The organism is Rhizobium sophoriradicis (assembly GCF_025200795.1).
In the GTDB taxonomy this organism is placed as follows: Bacteria; Pseudomonadota; Alphaproteobacteria; order Rhizobiales; family Rhizobiaceae; genus Rhizobium; species Rhizobium sophoriradicis.
Window position 1 is genome coordinate 514436 of sequence record NZ_CP104152.1, and the last position, 17516, is coordinate 531951.

Annotated in this window: 16 protein-coding genes and 1 pseudogene; 13 read left to right on the forward strand and 4 right to left on the reverse strand. The window is 62.8% G+C overall.

Translation table 11 applies throughout. The features are described from left to right. Both N2597_RS02470 and N2597_RS02475 read right to left on the reverse strand, forming a co-directional pair. The gene (locus N2597_RS02470) at window positions 1-1836 is read right to left on the reverse strand and encodes a tetratricopeptide repeat protein (RefSeq protein ID WP_183597365.1); all 1836 of its coding nucleotides are present in this window, start codon (window positions 1834-1836) and stop codon (window positions 1-3) included. Between the two features lie 131 nt (window positions 1837-1967). Beyond that, window positions 1968-2984 (reverse strand): polyprenyl synthetase family protein, encoded by a 1017-nt coding sequence (locus tag N2597_RS02475; RefSeq protein ID WP_106797406.1) that lies wholly within the window; start codon window positions 2982-2984, stop codon window positions 1968-1970. A gap of 108 nt (window positions 2985-3092) precedes the next feature. On the opposite strand from N2597_RS02475, the gene N2597_RS02480 reads away from it, so the two are divergent. Both N2597_RS02480 and N2597_RS02485 read left to right on the forward strand, forming a co-directional pair. Beyond that, entirely contained in the window at window positions 3093-3320 is a 228-nt protein-coding gene (locus tag N2597_RS02480; RefSeq protein WP_004672609.1) for a putative signal transducing protein, read from the forward strand. 6 nt (window positions 3321-3326) lie between these two features. Further along, entirely contained in the window at window positions 3327-4124 is a 798-nt protein-coding gene (locus N2597_RS02485) for a tRNA1(Val) (adenine(37)-N6)-methyltransferase (RefSeq protein ID WP_183597363.1), read from the forward strand. A gap of 102 nt (window positions 4125-4226) precedes the next feature. Here N2597_RS02485 and N2597_RS02490 read toward each other — a convergent pair whose 3' ends face one another. Beyond that, window positions 4227-5564: an Nramp family divalent metal transporter gene (locus N2597_RS02490; protein WP_183597361.1), complete on the reverse strand. Its 1338-nt coding sequence runs from the start codon at window positions 5562-5564 to the stop codon at window positions 4227-4229. 185 nt (window positions 5565-5749) lie between these two features. Here N2597_RS02490 and N2597_RS02495 point away from each other — a divergent pair, with 185 nt between their 5' ends. The 11 genes and pseudogenes from N2597_RS02495 (at window position 5750) to N2597_RS02545 (ending at window position 16945) form a co-directional block, all read left to right on the forward strand. Further along, entirely contained in the window at window positions 5750-6610 is an 861-nt protein-coding gene (locus N2597_RS02495; protein WP_183597359.1) for a S49 family peptidase, read from the forward strand. A gap of 18 nt (window positions 6611-6628) precedes the next feature. Continuing rightward, complete coding sequence (locus tag N2597_RS02500; protein WP_038687190.1) at window positions 6629-6820, forward strand: hypothetical protein; 192 nt, start codon at window positions 6629-6631, stop codon at window positions 6818-6820. A 257-nt stretch (window positions 6821-7077) separates the two neighbouring features. Further along, complete coding sequence (locus tag N2597_RS02505) at window positions 7078-8034, forward strand: glycine--tRNA ligase subunit alpha (protein WP_038687193.1); 957 nt, start codon at window positions 7078-7080, stop codon at window positions 8032-8034. Then, complete coding sequence (locus N2597_RS02510) at window positions 8031-8582, forward strand: P-loop nucleotide/nucleoside kinase family protein (protein WP_183597357.1); 552 nt, start codon at window positions 8031-8033, stop codon at window positions 8580-8582. The genes N2597_RS02505 and N2597_RS02510 overlap by 4 nt, the downstream gene beginning before the upstream one ends. A 31-nt stretch (window positions 8583-8613) precedes the next feature. Further along, window positions 8614-8841: pseudogene (locus tag N2597_RS02515) on the forward strand (DUF2207 family protein); the annotation flags it as partial. Between the two features lie 113 nt (window positions 8842-8954). Beyond that, entirely contained in the window at window positions 8955-9506 is a 552-nt protein-coding gene (locus tag N2597_RS02520) for a LemA family protein (RefSeq protein WP_009992658.1), read from the forward strand. 86 nt (window positions 9507-9592) lie between these two features. Further along, on the forward strand, window positions 9593-10855 hold the full coding sequence (locus N2597_RS02525; protein ID WP_096762622.1) for a 3-phosphoshikimate 1-carboxyvinyltransferase: 1263 nt from the start codon (window positions 9593-9595) through the stop codon (window positions 10853-10855). A 39-nt stretch (window positions 10856-10894) separates the two neighbouring features. Next, window positions 10895-12856, forward strand: coding sequence for a DUF2207 domain-containing protein (locus tag N2597_RS02530; protein ID WP_183597355.1), 1962 nt, complete (start codon window positions 10895-10897; stop codon window positions 12854-12856). Between the two features lie 66 nt (window positions 12857-12922). Continuing rightward, the gene (purD, locus tag N2597_RS02535; RefSeq protein WP_096771261.1) at window positions 12923-14194 is read left to right on the forward strand and encodes a phosphoribosylamine--glycine ligase; all 1272 of its coding nucleotides are present in this window, start codon (window positions 12923-12925) and stop codon (window positions 14192-14194) included. A 105-nt stretch (window positions 14195-14299) separates the two neighbouring features. Further along, a complete protein-coding gene (locus N2597_RS02540; protein WP_096762619.1) occupies window positions 14300-14761 on the forward strand; it encodes a plant virulence effector HPE1-like domain-containing protein in 462 nt (153 codons plus the stop codon). A 360-nt stretch (window positions 14762-15121) separates the two neighbouring features. Beyond that, window positions 15122-16945, forward strand: coding sequence for a methyl-accepting chemotaxis protein (locus N2597_RS02545; RefSeq protein WP_106797399.1), 1824 nt, complete (start codon window positions 15122-15124; stop codon window positions 16943-16945). 82 nt (window positions 16946-17027) lie between these two features. On the opposite strand, the gene N2597_RS02550 is transcribed toward N2597_RS02545, so the two are convergent. Continuing rightward, the gene (locus N2597_RS02550; RefSeq protein ID WP_096771259.1) at window positions 17028-17516 is read right to left on the reverse strand and encodes a 2-thiouracil desulfurase family protein; all 489 of its coding nucleotides are present in this window, start codon (window positions 17514-17516) and stop codon (window positions 17028-17030) included.

The window sequence follows — 17516 nt, forward strand, 5'->3', positions numbered from 1 at the left end:
TCAGGATTTCTTGTCGACCGGCGGCGGGGTGACGGGCGCCGGATCCGGCTGCTTCTTGTCGGCCGCCTTGGCATCGTCGCTCGCAGGAGGCAGGCCGTTGGCGACCTTGTCCTTGATCTTCGGAATTTCGGCGGCTTCCGGCTCGGAGGCTAGCGCCCGGTTCCACTGATAGACGGCCTCGAGCTTGCGGCCGACGCGCCAGTAGGCGTCGCCGAGATGGTCGTTGATCGTCGCGTCGCCGGCCTTGATCTGTGCGGCCCGCTCCAGCTCGTCGACGGCATCGTCGAAGCGGTTGAGGCGGAAATAGGCCCAGCCGAGCGAATCGATGATGTAGCCATCGTCGGGGCGAAGCTCGACGGCCTTCTTGATCATGCCGAGGCCTTCGTCGAGGTTCCGGTTCATGTCGATCCAGGAATAGCCGAGATAGTTCAGCACCTGCGGCTGATCGGGATTGAGCTCCAGCGCCTTGCGGAAATTCGGCTCCGCCTGGTCCCACTTCTTCAGCCGCTCATAGGCGATGCCGCGCTGGAAGAAAACGCTCCAGTTGGCGCGGCCGGGAATCGGGCCGATCACTTGGACGGCCTTGTCGTAATTGGCGGCCATCGCCTCGTAGTCCTTGGCGTCGGAGAGCACGCTGCCATAGGCGAGGTAGCTGCGGATGTCCTTCGGGTCGGAGGCGATCAGCGCCTGCAGGTGCTTGCGCGCCTCGTCCACCTTGCCGCCCTGGGCAAGGGCAAGGCCGAGCTGAAGCTCGGAGATGCGCCGCATCGGTGAATTCTCCGGCACCTTCTTGTAGAGCGCGATGGCGCGGTCCATCTGGTTCTGTTTCTCGGCGATGCCGCCGAGCAGCACCAGCGTATCGGCGCTGTTCGGGTCGAGCGCTTTGGCCGTCTGCAGGTAGAGCGAAACGATATCCTCGGCGCCGTCGCGATTCAGCGCGCCGCCGACCGAGAACAGCACGCCGGCGGCCCCTTCTGCGGCGGTCTTGACCTGCTGTTCCTGCTTCTCGCCCTTCTCGATACTGTCGCGCAGCGCGTTCAGCGGCGCGTAATTCGGCAGCAGGTTGTCGCCGACGGAAACGGCGTCGAGCGCCTTCTGCTTGTTGCCCTGTGTTGCTTCGAGGCGGGCAAGCGCCATGACAGCCCGCATGAAGGTATCGGGCGCGGTCGCACCGCCCTCCTTGTCGAGCACGGCGTCGTTCAGATGCTTTCGGGCGGATTTCACGTCGCCGGTGGCAATGGCGATCGCGCCGGCATTGTAATTCTGGAAGATGCGGAACCAGTCCGGCCCCTTCATCTTCTCGACCATGGTGAGTGCTTCCTTGCCGCGGCCGGCGCCGACGCGAGCCCAGGCGAGCAACAGATCGTTCATCATCCGGTCGAGATCGTTCGGACCCTTGTATTTCAGGATAGCTTCGGCGCTCTTGTAGTCATCGCGGCGCACGGCATCCATGCCGCGCACGATCGTGGTAATGCGCTCGACCGAGGGATCGCCCTTCAGGTCGTTGGCATATTTGACGCCTTCCTTGATGTCGCCGTTGAGCAGCAGTGAGATCATCAGCCGCTGGCGAATCTCCGGATTGCCGGGCTCGATCGCAAGCGCCTTCTTGTAGAGTGCGATCGCCGTTTCATAATCGTGATCGACATCGGCCGTGCGTGCGGCGAGGAAGGCACCGGAGAAGGTGGTGACGCTATCGGCATTGAAGGTCTCGGTGTTGCCGGCATCGCCCGCCGTCTTGGCCGCATCCTCGGCATTCGCGCCGGCGACGACGCCGAGCGAAAGAACAGCCGCCAATGCTGCGCTCGTAAGAAGACGGATGGCAATTCTCTGCCGCATAAGGAAACCTTTCTTCGAGAGCGTCCGGCCATAAGGCCGGCCGCAAATCAGTTGCGATCACTGATTCATAACAGGATGGCTTTTTTGAAGCGGCGCCGCAAGAAAATCAGGCTGCGATCGAGGATGTGTGATCAGTTGACGCGCTCGATGCAGAAGTCGATCACTTCCATCAGGGCAGATTTCCACATCGTATCGGGAAGCGGCGCCAGCGCGTCGCGGGCGATCGTGCCGTAATGGACCGCCCGACCGATCGTGTCGCTGAGCGTGCCATATTTGGTGATCAGCCCCAGCGCTTTTTCGAGGTTGGCGTCTGTGCTGTTGCCGGCCTCGATCGCATCGCGCCAGAAGGCGCGTTCGTCCTGCGTGCCGCGGCGATAGGCAAGGATGACCGGCAGCGTGATTTTGCCTTCGCGGAAATCGTCACCGACATTCTTGCCGAGATCGGCGGCCTTGCCGCCGTAATCGAGCGCGTCGTCGACGAGCTGGAAGGCGAGCCCGAGATTCATGCCGTAGGATTTCAGTGCGTTGCGACCGGACCGGCCGGCTTCGGCGACGATTGGCCCGACCTCGGCGGCGGCGGCAAACAGGGCGGCCGTTTTGGCGCGAATGACGGAGAGGTAATCGTCCTCGGTCGTCTCCATGTTCTTGGCGACGGAAAGCTGCAGCACCTCGCCTTCGGCGATCACGCAAGCGGCGGAAGACAAGACGTCGAGCGCGTCGAGCGAGCCGACTTCGACCATCATGCGGAACGCCTGGCCGAGCAGGAAATCGCCGACCAGCACGCTTGCCTGGTTGCCCCAAATCATCCGTGCCGTCGATCTGCCGCGGCGCAGGTCGCTTTCGTCGACGACGTCGTCATGCAGCAGTGTCGCCGTGTGCATGAACTCGACCGAAGTCGCGAGCTTGACGTGATTTTCGCCGCGGTAGTCGAACAGCGAGGCGGCGGCAAGAGTCAGCATCGGCCGCAGCCGCTTGCCGCCGGACGAGATCAGATGGTTGGCCACTTCGGGGATCATCTGCACGTCGGAGCCGGCCTTGGCCAGAATGAGCTGGTTCACCCGCTCCATATCGGCCCTGGTAAGATCGACCAACGGCTTTATGGATGCCAGTTTGTTTTTGCTTTCTTCAAGCGGTATGACCACGCCCAACGACCCGGACTCCTGTTCATTCATTGCAGCTGACAATAGAAAGGGGCGATGGACGCGGCAAGAGGTGAATTGTCGCGCAGGGCGAAATTGGAAGGAAAATGACGGCAAATGCATGAGCTTATCCGCGCCAACGACCCCGTTCTGCTCTCCTATGCCGAGAGCTTGATGAAGGATGCCGGCATTCATTGCTTCATCGCCGATCAGGGCATGAGCGTGCTGGAAGGCTCGCTCGGCATGCTGCCGCGCCGCCTGCTGGTGGATGAGGAGATGGCCGATCAGGCCCGCCGCATCCTCATCGATGCCGGTCTCGGCGGCGAATTGCGCGACAGGAAGTGAGCGGGGATGACCGGCGAGCCTGCCCAAACAATCGATGCCTTCCATCGCGGCGCCTTCCACCTGGTGCAACCGCAGGGCAGGGGGCACCGCGCCGGCATGGATGCGATGCTGCTGGCCGCACTCGTCGCCGATAACCGTCCTATCCGGGTTGCCGATCTCGGCGCCGGCGCCGGTGCGGCCGGCCTTGCCGTCGCCTCGCGGCTTGCCGAGGCCGAGGTGGTGCTGTTCGAGCGGTCGGCTGAGATGGCCGATTATGCCCGCCGCAGCGTGCTCCTGCCCGGCAACGCCCATCTCGCCGGCCGCGTCAGCGTCGTCGAGGCCGATGTGACGCTGACCGCCAAGGCGCGCAATGATGCCGGCCTCACCGATGAGAGTTTCCACCACGTCATCATGAACCCGCCCTTCAACGACGCCGGCGACCGGCGCACGCCGGATGCGCTGAAGGCCGAAGCCCATGCGATGACCGACGGCCTGTTCGAAAGCTGGATCCGCACGGCCGGCGCCATCATGATTCCCGGCGGACAATTGTCGCTGATCGCCAGGCCCGAATCGATCGCCGAGATCGTCGACGCCTGCGGCCGGCGTTTCGGCGGCATCGAAATCACCGCCATCCATCCGCGCGAACGTGAAAACGCCGTGCGTATCCTGGTGACCGCGATCAAGGGGTCGCGGGCGCGGCTGTCGCTGCGCGCACCGCTCATCATGCACGAAGAGGGGAGCCACAAGTTCTCCCCTCTCGTCGATGATTTCAACAATGGCCGGGCGGCCTATGCCAGGCTTCGATCTTCATCAGCCAGAGCATGATGCCGAAATGTGTGAGCGGTTTTCGGACGACATCATGCTCTAACTCTTTAATTTAGAACAGGAGTCAGATTTTAGGCCGACCGGGCCTAAAATCATCCTGTTCTAGCCGGTGACGAAGTCGAGCAACAGCTTGACGTTCAGCCCGGCGATCACGATCGCGATCACATAGGAGATGCCGCTCAGCCAGCGCGGCGCCACCAGTTCGCCCATCTTGGCCTTGCTGGCGGTGAACATCACGAGCGGGAAGACGGCGAAGGAAAGCTGCAGGCTGAGCACCACCTGGGTGAGGATCAGAAGCTCCGCCGTGCCCTGGTCGCCGTACCATATGGTGACGACCGCCGCCGGCACGATGGCGATGGCGCGGGTGATCAGCCGGCGTACCCAGGGTTTCAGCCGGATCTTGAGGAAACCTTCCATGACGATCTGGCCGGCAAGGGTCGCCGTCACCGTCGAGTTGAGGCCGCAGCAGAGCAGCGCGACGCCGAACAGCGTCGGCGCGATCGCGAGACCGAGCAGCGGCGACAACAGCGAATGCGCTTCGCCGAGCTCGACGACGTCGGTCCTGCCATGCGCATTGAAGGCGGCTGCAGCCAGGATCAGGATCGAGGCGTTGATCAGCAGCGCGAAACAGAGCGCGACCGTCGAGTCGATCGTCGCATAGGTCAGCGCCTCCTTCTTTTCGGGAACCGTATGGCCATAGGCCCGCGTCTGCACGATGCCGGAATGAAGATAGAGATTGTGCGGCATGACGGTCGCACCGAGAATGCCGAGCGCCAGATAAAGCATCTCCGGATTGGTGACGATCTCGGTGGTCGGAAAGAAGCCGGTGATGACGGCGCCCCATTGCGGGTCCGCGAGCAGGATCTGCACGCCGAAGCAGAGCGCGATGACACCGAGCAGCGCGATGATGAAGGCCTCGACCCAGCGGAAACCGAGTTTCTGCAGGAAGAGGATCACGAAGACGTCGAGCGCGGTAATGAGAACGCCGAGCTCGAGCGGAATGCCCATCAGCAGGTTGAGGCCGATCGCCGTGCCGATCACCTCGGCGATGTCGGTGGCGATGATGGCAATTTCGGCAAAGGCCCAGAGCGGCACCGAAACCCATTTCGGATAGGCGTCGCGGCAGGCCTGCGCCAGGTCGCGGCCCGAGGCGATCGCCAGGCGGGCGCAGAGCGATTGCAGCACGATCGCCATCAGGTTGGAAAGCAGTGCGACGGTCAGCAGCGCATAGCCGAATTTCGAGCCGCCGGCGAGCGAAGTCGCCCAGTTGCCGGGGTCCATATAGCCGACCGCGACCATATAGCCCGGCCCGGCAAAGGCCGCAGCCCTGCGCCACCTCGAGCTGTGTCGCCCGGTTCCGACGCTACGGTAGACATCCGACAGCGACGCCTCGCCGCGTTCGTGCCGCCAGCCTTTTACATTGGAATTGAGGGCATCCATGCGATTTCCAAACCTGTTTTATCGTGAGGGCACTATGACGAATTGGAATGATAATGCAAGTCATTCGCAACAAGAAAGCCAATCCGGTGTTTTTCAGGAACGCGGCCATTGCGTTTGTCGTTCCAACGCATACATGGATGCGATCGCGAAATGACGATCGTGCGACCCGAAGCGAAGGATGAGAGATGGCCGGATTGTTGAGAAAGCTGCTGCCGAAACGGTTCCGCAAGGATGGCCTCACCATCCCGGTCGTCCGGCTGCAGGGGGCGATCATCAGCGGCGGCGGCCAGTTCCGGCCGACCCTCAATCTCGCCAATGTCGCGCCGGTGCTGGAAAAGGCCTTCGCCATGAAGGGGGCGCCGGCGGTTGCCATAGCAATCAATTCGCCGGGCGGCTCGCCCGTCCAGTCGCGGCTGATCTTCACCCGCATCCGCGAGCTCGCCCGCGAGAAGCAGAAGAAGGTTCTGGTCTTCGTCGAGGATGTCGCCGCCTCCGGCGGCTACATGATCGCGCTGGCCGGCGACGAGATCATCGCCGACGCCACCTCGATCGTCGGCTCGATCGGCGTCGTCTCCGGCGGTTTCGGCTTCCCTGAACTCTTGAAGAAGATCGGCGTCGAGCGCCGCGTTTATACGGCGGGCGAAAACAAGGTGATCCTCGATCCGTTCCAGCCGGAAAAGGAAAAGGACATCGAATATCTGAAGAGCCTGCAGCTCGAAATCCATCAGGTCTTCATCTCGATGGTGCGCGAGCGCCGCGCCGGCAAGCTGACGGACGATGCGACGGTGTTTTCCGGCCTGTTCTGGAGCGGCACCCGCGGCCTCGAACTCGGCCTCATCGACGGCCTCGGCGACATGCGCCAGGAGCTGAAGCGGCGCTACGGCCAGAAGACGAAGCTGGAGCTCGTCACCGCCGGCCGCGGCCTGCTCGGCCGCCGCATTCCCGGCATATCGCCGGTCTCGTTCGAAGGTGCTGCATCCGGCCTCGCGACAGGGCTTGTCGAAGCGGCCGAAGAGAGAGCATTGTGGAGCCGCTTCGGGCTTTAGGAGGAGCAGGAGAGGGACATGGCGCAGCTTATCACCATCCTGGTGCTGGTCTTTTCGGCCTGGTGGCTCTACCGCCGCTTCGTCTCCGATGCCCGCAGGCTCGCTGAAAAGTCACGCCGCGCCGAAAAGGAGCGCCAGACCGGCGCGATCGGCACGCTGGTCAAGGATCCCGTGACCGGGGAATATCGGCTGAAACAGGATGAAGAGTAAGGTTCGGTTCTCCCGCCCCTCATCCGCCTGCCGGCACCTTCTCCCCGCTTGCGGGGCGAAGGGGACAAGCCGCGACCTCTCCGTCCCCACCGACCTCTCGCGGGGCACGTCCCCTCTCCCCGTCAGAACGGGGAGAGGGTTAGGGTGAGGGGCAGGCTCTCTCCATACGGGCCGGCCCACTCTTGCAAAACCCTTGACCCCTGCCGCCCTCCATGGCACCTGTCGCGCCGATAATCCCCAAGCAATCGGTGCCGTCGATGTCAGCTATCCCAGACCATATGAACCCGAAGCGTTCCTTCCAGGCGCTGATCCTGACCCTGCATAATTACTGGGCGGACAAGGGTTGCGCGGTGCTGCAGCCCTACGACATGGAAGTCGGCGCCGGCACCTTCCACCCGGCCACGACGCTGCGCGCCCTCGGGCCGAAGCCGTGGAAGGCGGCTTACGTCCAGCCCTCCCGCCGCCCGTCCGACGGCCGCTATGGCGAAAACCCGAACCGCCTGCAGCATTATTACCAGTACCAGGTCATCCTGAAGCCGAACCCGCCGAACCTGCAGGAACTCTACCTCGGCTCGCTGGCGGCGATCGGCCTCGACCCGCTGCTGCACGACATCCGCTTCGTCGAGGATGATTGGGAAAGCCCGACGCTCGGCGCCTGGGGTCTCGGCTGGGAATGCTGGTGCGACGGCATGGAGGTCTCGCAGTTCACCTATTTCCAGCAGGTCTGCGGCATCGAATGCGCGCCGGTCGCCGGTGAGCTGACCTATGGTCTCGAGCGCCTGGCAATGTATGTCCAGGGCGTCGATAATGTCTATGACCTGAATTTCAACGGCCGAGAGGGCGATGAGAAGATCAGTTATGGCGACGTCTTCCTGCAGGCCGAGCAGGAATATTCGCGGCACAATTTCGAATTCGCCAATACCGAAATGCTGCATCGTCACTTTGTCGATGCCGAGAAGGAATGCCGGGCGCTGCTCGATGCCGGCGCGCCCGACGACAGCGCCAACCAGCGCCTGCACAAATGCGTCTTTCCGGCCTACGACCAGTGCATCAAGGCCAGCCACGTCTTCAACCTGCTCGATGCCCGCGGCGTCATCTCGGTGACCGAGCGCCAGAGCTATATCCTGCGGGTGCGCACCCTCGCCAAAGCCTGCGGCGAAGCCTTCCTGCTGACCGATGCCGGCGGCGTCAACCTGTCGAAAGAGGCGGCGTGACGCAAAAGCCTGCCAGCCGTATCGTCCACATCAACGGCTGGCCAGGCACCGGCAAGCTGACGGTCGGTCGCTTGCTGGCGAAAGGGCTTGGCGCGCGGCTCATCGATAATCACATGCTGCTAAATCCAGCAGAGGCTCTTTTCGCTCGCGGCAACCCTCTGCATGCATCACTGCGCGAGCAGATTCGCCGAGCGGTTTTCGACCACGCTGCGCGTGCCGATCCGGCTGAAAGCTTCGTCTTTACCGATGCCCTTTCGGACGACGCGGATGATAGTGCGATGTTCTCCTGGTATCTCGATCTGGCTGCCGCCAGAGGCGCGGATCTGGTCGCGGTTCTCCTCGATTGCGCGCCGGAGGAGAATGCCAGGCGCCTCATCTCGCCGGGCCGGTCCGAGGCGCTCAAGCTGACGGATACGGCGAAGCTGCAACGGCTCCGGGCAAACTATAAACTGTTGCGCGGGCTGGCTGAACACACAGTCGAAATTGATACGACGGAGCTTTCACCGGAAGGGACGGCGGGCCGGATTCTCGCGCATATCGGTGTTTGACGCCGGCGGCGCCAATCTCACGAGCGAGGCCCGAAGGCCAAGCTCGAAGCAGCGGCAGATCCGCAATAACATCCTCGATGTGAATCGTTATATCAGCGGCGAGATAAACGGCCCCGCAATGTCGGTCGAATGCTACGAGCACTATCTGCCGTTCGCAGTCGCGCTCAACGTCGAGCAGCGCTGGACCGAGCGCTTCAATCTCTGGCGAGAGAGCCAGAAGATGAATGCCTATGCTCCGGATTGGCTGATAACCTCTTAGTCAGCAGGGTATCCATCAAAGTCTCGTCCAAACCGGCTGGAGAATTGTTTCGCCAAGATGACTTTCCACGGCCGAATCACTAACGTGCGATCATCGAATCGGGAGCCATCTGCATGTATGTCATACTCGCTATTGTCGTTGTGATCGCGCTTTACATCGTCTTCATCTACAACGGCCTGGTTCGCTCCCGGCAGATGGCGCAAGAGGCCTGGTCGGGCATCGATGTGCAACTGAAGCGCCGCGCCGATCTGATCCCGAACCTGATCGAGACGGTCAAGGGTTATGCCGCCCACGAAAAGTCGACGCTCGAGGAGGTGGTTTCGCTCCGCAACAAGGCGCAGGCCGTGCCATCAGGCGATGTCGCCGGCAGGGCGCAGGTGGAAGGGCTGCTCGGCCAGGCGCTCGGGCGCGTCATCGCGCTCGCCGAGGCCTATCCGGACCTCAAGGCCAACCAGAATTTTGCCGAGCTGCAGGATTCGCTGGAAACCATGGAAGGCGAGCTGCAGATGTCGCGGCGTTATTACAATGGTGCGGCCCGCGATCTGAACGTCAAGGTCGAAAGCTTCCCCTCCAATCTCGTCGCCGGCCAGTTCGGTTTTGCCAAGCGGGAATATTTCGAAATCACCAATGAGGCCGATCGTGCCGTCCCCAGCGTGAAATTCTGACGGTCCGGCATTTTGCCTTTGCCAGAAAGCGATTAAGAGCAAGGGCAGATTGCGGCCGGCAATGGCCGCTCCATGGAAGAAACAACATGACACGCACAGCCAAACTCACGATCATCCCGCCTGCCGGGCCGCTTTCGGGCCGCGCCATGCCGCCGGGTTCGAAGTCGATCACCAATCGCGCACTGCTGCTCGCCGGCCTTGCCAAGGGCACGAGCCGGCTGACCGGCGCGCTGAAGAGCGACGACACGCGTTATATGGCCGATGCGCTGCGGGCCATGGGCGTTGCGATCGACGAGCCCGACGACACCACCTTCGTCGTCACCGGCAGCGGCAGGCTCGCGCCGCCGAAGGCGCCGCTCTTCCTCGGCAATGCCGGCACCGCGACACGCTTCCTGACGGCCGCCGCCGCCCTGGTCGACGGCACCGTCATCGTCGATGGCGACGAACACATGCGCAAGCGCCCGATCGGCCCGCTGGTCGAGGCGATGCGCACGCTCGGCATCGATGTGAGCGCCGAAACCGGCTGCCCGCCGGTCACCGTCCGGGGCACCGGCCGCTTCGAGGCCGACCGCATCCTGATCGATGGCGGGCTGTCCAGCCAATATGTTTCGGCGCTGCTGATGATGGCGGCCGGCGGCGACCGTCCGGTCGACATCGAACTGGTGGGCGAGGACATCGGCGCGCTTGGCTATATCGATCTCACCACGGCGGCGATGCAGGCCTTCGGCGCCAAGGTCGAAAAGACCAGCCCTGTCACCTGGCGCGTCGAGCCGACCGGCTACCGCGCCGCCGATTTCGTCATCGAGCCGGATGCGTCCGCTGCGACCTATCTCTGGGCGGCTGAAGTTCTGAGCGACGGCAAGATCGATCTCGGCGTGCCGAACGATGCCTTCACCCAGCCGGATGCCAAGGCCTACGAGACGATCGCCAGGTTCCCGCACCTGCCGGCTGTAATCGATGGTTCGCAAATGCAGGATGCCGTTCCGACGATTGCCGTGCTTGCCGCCTTCAACGAGACGCCGGTCCGCTTCGTCGGCATCGCCAATCTGCGCGTCAAGGAATGCGACCGTATCCGCGCCCTGTCTACGGGGCTCAACAATATTCGCGAAGGCCTGGCCGTTGAGGAGGGTGACGATCTGGTCGTCCATTCCGATCCTGCTCTCGCCGGTCAGACGCTGCCGGCCGAGATCGACACTTTCGCCGATCACCGTATTGCGATGAGCTTTGCGCTCGCCGGCCTCAAGATCGATGGCATCACCATTCTCGATCCCGATTGTGTCGGCAAGACCTTCCCCGCCTATTGGCGCACGCTCGCCGCACTCGGCGTGGCATATCGGGACAAGGATTGACGGAAAGCGCAGCCGAGGCTGCCGGCCGGGGGGATGGGAATGGGGCGTCGGTTTTTCGGTATTTGTTTGGCGCTCATCTTGTTGGTGGCCGCCCCGGCGGCCTTTGCCACGGAGCTGATCGACAGTTTCGTTTCCGACATTGCGCTCGAAAGAAGCGGTGCGATGACGGTGACGGAAACTGTCACCGTCAATGCCGAGGGCTATCGGATCAAGCACGGCATCTTCCGTGACTTCCCGCTCTATTTCACCAACGCCGGCGGCCGTCGCCGCAGCGTCGACTTCGATGTCGTCTCGGTTAAGCGTGACGGTAAGGATGAGCCCTGGCACACGGAAAAGATAACAGGTGGCATCCGCATCTATACGGGCATGGCCGAGTTGACCGTGAGCCCGGGCCTTCACCGCTACGTCTTCACCTACAGGACCAATCGCCAGATCCGTTATTTCGACGATCATGACGAACTCTACTGGAATGTCACCGGCAATGGCTGGCTCTTCCCGATCCGCTCGGTCACCGCGACGGTGAAGCTGCCGCCAGGTGTCGCAGCCACCGGGACGACTTTTTTCACCGGCCCGAAGGGCGCCACGGAAAAGAATGCCCGCGTCAGCCAAACCGCAGCCGGCCTCGTTTTTTCCACCACCGCGCCGCTCAATCCCAGTGACGGCCTGACTTTCGCGATCCGCATGCCGAAAGGGTCGATCGATCCGCCGAGCAAGGATATGGAGAGCACATGGTGGCTGAAGGATAACCGCGATTATTTCATCGGCTTCGGCGGCCTGACCCTGGTTTTCGCCTATTATGCGAGATCATGGCTGAAGGTCGGCCGCGATCCCGCCCGCGGTGTCGTCGTGCCGCGCTGGGATGCGCCGGAGGGCATCTCGCCGGCCTTGGTCAACTATATCGACAACAAGGGCTTCTCCGGTGGGGGCTGGACCGCGCTTGCCGCAACCGCCCTCGATCTGGCTGTCCGCGGTTACGTCAAGCTCGAAGATCTCAAGAACTCGATCACCATACGCAGCACCGGCAGACCGCTCGACAGGCAAAAATTGCAGGCCGGCGAGACCGAGCTCCTGAAAGCCGCCGGCGCCGCAGGCAGGACTCTGACGATCGACAAGGCCAATGGCGAACATGTGAAATCGGTGGGTCAAGCCTTCCGCTCGGCGATCGAGAAAGAGCACCGCGGCAAATATTACAATTCCAACATCGGCTACACTATCGGCGGCATCGCGCTCAGTGCCGTCTTCCTGGCGGCGCCGTTCATTATCGGGTCGCTGGAGCCCGATACGGTCGTGCTGATGCTGATTCCGGTCGCCATCTCGGCCTTCATTGCCGTCTTCGTCGCCAGGTTCACCCGGCCGCTTTATCGCGGCAGGTCGCTGTTCGGCAGGATCGTCGCACTCGTGGTGACATCAATTATTGTTTTCGCCGGGGTCAGCATCCTTCTGCTCAGCGTACTCTCCTTTGCCTCGTCGCTCGTGGAGTTGCACGAGACTCCGATGCTCTTTGCGATCGGCGGCATCGTGCTGCTCAACATCCTCTATTTCTTCATTATGGGCGCGCCGACCCCGCTCGGCGCCAGGATGATGGACGGCATTGACGGCCTGCGGCAATATCTGACGCTTGCCGAGAAGGACCGCATGAACATGGCGGGCGCGCCTGAAATGTCGCCGCAGCATTTCGAGACGCTGCTGCCCTACGCCGTGGCTTTGGGCGTCGAAAAACCGTGGTCGCGCACTTTTGAGACCTGGCTTGCGGCCGCTGCCGCCGGCGCGGCCGCGGCCTATGATCCGTCCTGGTACTCCGGCGATTTCGACAGCGGCAGCTTCTCCGACCACGTCGGCGGCTTCTCCTCGTCGATGGCCTCGACCATTGCTTCGACGATACCCTCGCCGCCGTCGAGTTCATCCTCCGGTTTTTCCAGTGGCGGCTTCTCCGGCGGCGGCTTCTCCGGCGGCGGCTTCTCCGGCGGCGGTGGCGGAGGCGGGGGTGGCGGCGGCTGGTAAGCTTTCTCGCTTGACCTTTCCGCCCTTGGCCCTTAACCGCCTGACGGAACAGGAAAGGGGTCGCGCATGAAGGTTCTGTTGATCGGATCGGGCGGACGCGAGCACGCGCTCGCCTGGAAGCTGGCGCAATCGCCGTTGATGAGCGAGTTCTACGCCGCCCCCGGCAATCCCGGCATCGGCGAACACGCTGTCCTCGTGCCGGTCGATGTCGAGGATCATGAAGCTGTGGCTGCCTTCTGCAGGGAGAAGGCGATCGATTTCGTCGTCGTCGGGCCAGAAGCGCCGCTCGTTGCCGGCCTCGCCGACCGGCTGCGCGCCGATGGACTGGCGGTCTTCGGTCCCTCCGCCGCCGCCGCCCAGCTCGAAGGCTCCAAGGGCTTCACCAAGGATATTTGCGCCCGCTACGGCATCCCCACCGGAGCCTATCAGCGCTTCAACAATGCGCCGAAGGCCAAAGCCTATATCCGCGCTCAGGGCGCGCCGATCGTCGTCAAGGCAGACGGTCTGGCCGCCGGCAAGGGTGTGACTGTTGCGATGACCCTGGACGAGGCATTTGCTGCCGTCGACGACTGTTTCGAGGGCGCTTTTGGTGCTGCCGGCGCCGAAGTCGTCGTCGAAGCCTATCTCGATGGCGAGGAGGCAAGCTTCTTCTGCCTCTGCGACGGCAAGAACGCTCTGCCGCTTGCTACCGCCCAGGATCACAAGCGGGTGGGCGAGGGCGATACCGGCATCAATACCGGCGGCATGGGCGCCTATTCGCCGGCACCCGTGATGACCACCGAAATGGTCGAGCGCACCATGAAGGAGATCATCGAGCCGACGATGCGCGGCATGGCCGAGAGTGGTCATCCCTTCTCCGGCGTGTTCTTTGCCGGATTGATGATCACCGACAAGGGACCGGAGCTCATCGAATACAATGTCCGTTTCGGTGATCCGGAATGCCAGGTGCTGATGATGCGGCTGAAGAGCGATCTGCTGCCGCTGCTGCTCGCCACCGCCAACGGCACGCTTGATCAGGTCAGAGCCGAATGGAGCAACGATCCGGCCCTGACCGTGGTCATGGCCTCGAAGGGCTATCCCGGCGCTTACGAGAAGAACACGCCGATCCTGGCGCTGCCCGAGGCAGCCGACGGCGAGAAAGTGTTTCATGCCGGCACGGGCCTGAAGGACGGTGCACTGGTGGCAACCGGCGGCCGCGTGCTGAACGTCACCGCGACCGGCGGCACGGTCGCCGAAGCGAGCACACGCGCCTACGCCCTGCTCGACAAGGTCCGCTGGGATAACGGCTTCTGCCGCCGCGACATCGGCTGGCGGGCGATCGAGCGGGAAAAGGCCTGATATCACGTATAAACCGGCGCCTTCGTTAAATTTTTACCCTTTCCCCTGACGGGATGGAAACAAAGCTGCGTTATACCGCTGTCATAGTGAGACGGAGCAGCCTTCATGCGTCAGATTTTCCTCGGTGCGGCAATCCTGCTGATGGCGGGTTCGGCAATGGCCTCCTCGATCGAGGTGATCGGCCAGGCTGCGCCGCGCGCTGCCGAGGGCAGCATCGTCACCGAAAGCTGCGCCGACTGCCCGCCGCTGCAGGCGGAGGTTACCAAAAAGGATTACACGGTGCCGGAGCTTAAGCCCGGCGCCGTGCAGGCGACCGAGATTCGCGATGTCGGCGGCGAAAAGAAGATCTATCGCACCGAAAGCTGGATGGGCGGCTCGCCCGTGGTATTCGTCAGCAAGGCGACCCCGGAAGCGATGATGGCCGCCGCGCCGCCGGCTCCGCCTGCCGAAGGCGTCGATATGAATGCGACGACTGCGGCCGTCATCGGCGGCGACGCCAAGCCTGTTGCCGCCGGCATGGCGGAACAACCGGCCCTCAACGTTTCCGATTTCAAGCTGCGTTTCTGAAACAATTCCCGTTTTGCGTCCGGCTTGAAGACAAAGTTCCCTGCCCCGCCTGATCAAGGTTTCGATCGTTTGGGGTTCCACCACCGGTGGACCGAATGCACCCTCGATGAGCAGCGAGGGTGCATTCATGTTTTGACGGCAGGTAAAATCGAATGCAATTTTACCCCTGGATTTTTAGGGAAAACCCTATCGAGAACAGCTAAATTAAAGATTTCTTATGGGGTGAGCATTAATGGTTACTTACCCGGTCGCAGCATGTTGTTTTTAGCAGCGGTAGACGCGTCGTCTTGTTTGGCGCGCTCGCACAGGCGGTAGAAGACCGCACCGGAATGAATCCCACCATTCCCGTTGCGAGGCGTCATGAAAAATCTGAAAATATCCAAACAGCTCATAGTGCTGGTCGCCGGACTGATGATCGCCTTCGCGGTCGCCACGTCGCTGCAGATCCGCTCCTCGGTCGATGCGATATACAAGGAGCGTTACGACATGCTCCGCGCCGAGGTTCAGTCGGCGATCTCCATTCTCAAGCTCTACCATGCCAAGGTGACGGCAGGCGAGATGACTCTGGAAGACGCCCAGAAGCAGGCCTACACCACCGTCAACGGCATGAAATACGACCCGGACGGCTATTTTTTCGGTTATAGCTACGACGTCAAGATGATGTTCCACTACGACGCCGCGAAAGTCGGGCAGAACCTGAAGGGCCAGCCGGACAGCAAGGGCAAGCTCTATCGCGAAGAGTTGGTGAAGCTCGGGCAGCAAGGCGGCGGTCTCGTCGAATTTTATTCCACCAGCAAACCGGGCCAGCCCGCCGGTGATTTCCGCAAGACGGCCTATGGACAGGCCTTCGAACCCTGGAAGGTCGTCGTCGTCACCGGCGTCTACATGGATGATCTCGATGCTCAGATAAACAGCACGATCCTGACCGCATTGACCGGCAGTATCGTTCTGTTCTTTCTTGCCATGACGGCCGCCTACATCGTCATCCGCGGCATTTCCGGCCCCCTCAACAACGTCCATGCCGCCCTGAAGGCAGTGGCCGAGGAGGACGTTTCCATCGCCATTCCGCACACCGCCATGAACAATGAAGTCGGCATGATGGCCAAGGCGACGTTGTCGCTGCAGGAAAAGATCAGGGAGCGCCATCAGATGTCGGATCGCGAGGCGGCCCAGCAGCTGGCGCTCGAAAACGAGCGCGAAAACAACCTTCGCCAGCAGCAGGACGAGGCGGCCCTCCAGGCCCGCGTGGTGACGACGATCGGCCAGGCTCTGGAACTGATCGCCCGCGGCGATCTCACCGTCCGCTGCGCCGAACTTGGCCAGAAATACGCCGCCCTTCGCGACAATTTCAACGATGCGCTGTCGCATCTCGAAGCCGCCATGGCCAAGGTCAGCGCCAAGGGCGTGGATATCGGCACGAGCAAGGAAGAGATCCGCCGCGCCTCCAACGAGCTGTCGCAGCGCACCGAGCGCCAGGCCGCCAGCCTGGAAGAGACGTCTGCCGCCCTCGACGAGCTCACCGTCGCCGTCCGCCAGACGGCCGATGGCGCTCATGAGGCAAGCAAGCGCGTCCACGCCGTCAGCACCGAGGCCACCCATAGCGATGCGATCGTCGGCCAGGCGATCGAGGCGATGAGCGGGATTGAGAAGTCATCGTCGGAGATCACCAAGATTATTGGCGTCATCGACGAGATCGCCTTCCAGACCAACCTGCTGGCGCTGAATGCCGGCGTCGAGGCCGCTCGTGCCGGTGAAAGCGGCAAGGGGTTTGCGGTCGTAGCCCAGGAAGTGCGCGAGCTCGCCCAGCGCTCGGCCGCCGCGGCAAAGGAGATCAAGGACCAGATCGCCCGCTCCTCCAGCCAGGTCGACCATGGCGTCCGGCTGGTCGGCGAGGCAGGCGCGGCGCTGAAACGCATCTCCGACCAGGTCAAGGCGGCCAACGAGATTGTGGCCAAGATCGCCCACAGCGCCTCCGAACAGGACACGACGCTGCGCTCGATCTCCTCGTCGATGAACCAGCTCGACGCCGCCACCCAGCAGAATGCCGCCATGGCCGAAGAGACCACGGCCTCGGCCGAGACGCTCGCCAGCGACACCGACGAACTGATCGACCTGATTCGCGGCTTCCGGGTCAATGACCAAAGCGCTGCCCCGACAATGCATCAGGGCCGCCGCGCCGCCTGAACCGCGCGCGGGCGACCGGGTTTTTTCATCAGCAAAGCCTTAGCGGCCGTCGGGTTTCCGGCGGCCGTGCCTTTTTGGATGATCACTCGGAAACGAGCTCGACCAGTCGCTCGATTTCGCGATCGGAAAAGACCTCGATACCGGCCGCCTTCAGCGCGGCGGCCGTCACGCCATTGCCGGCCTGCTTACGGCCGGAAAAACTGCCGTCATAGATGAAGTCCGAGCCACAGGACGGGCTGCCGTCGATGAGCAGGGCATAGCGGCAGCCGGTTTGCCGTGCGAGCGCCACGGCATTTTCCGCCGCCTGCAGAAACTCTGCCGTCACATCGCCGCCGGTCAGCTCGACGACCCGAGCTGTGCCGGCCAGCACCTCTTCGCCCGTTGCCGCGCCGGCGATCTCCGCCGGCGGCCGCGGCACCGGCATGCCCGCCGACATTTCCGGACAGATCGTCACCAGCCGCCCCTCGGCGCGCCAGCGCTCGATCGCGGGATGAAGCAACGGCTTCGCCCGCCCGTCATAGCGGACGGCGTGGCCCATAAGACAGGCGCTGACGAGAATCCTGTTTTGCAT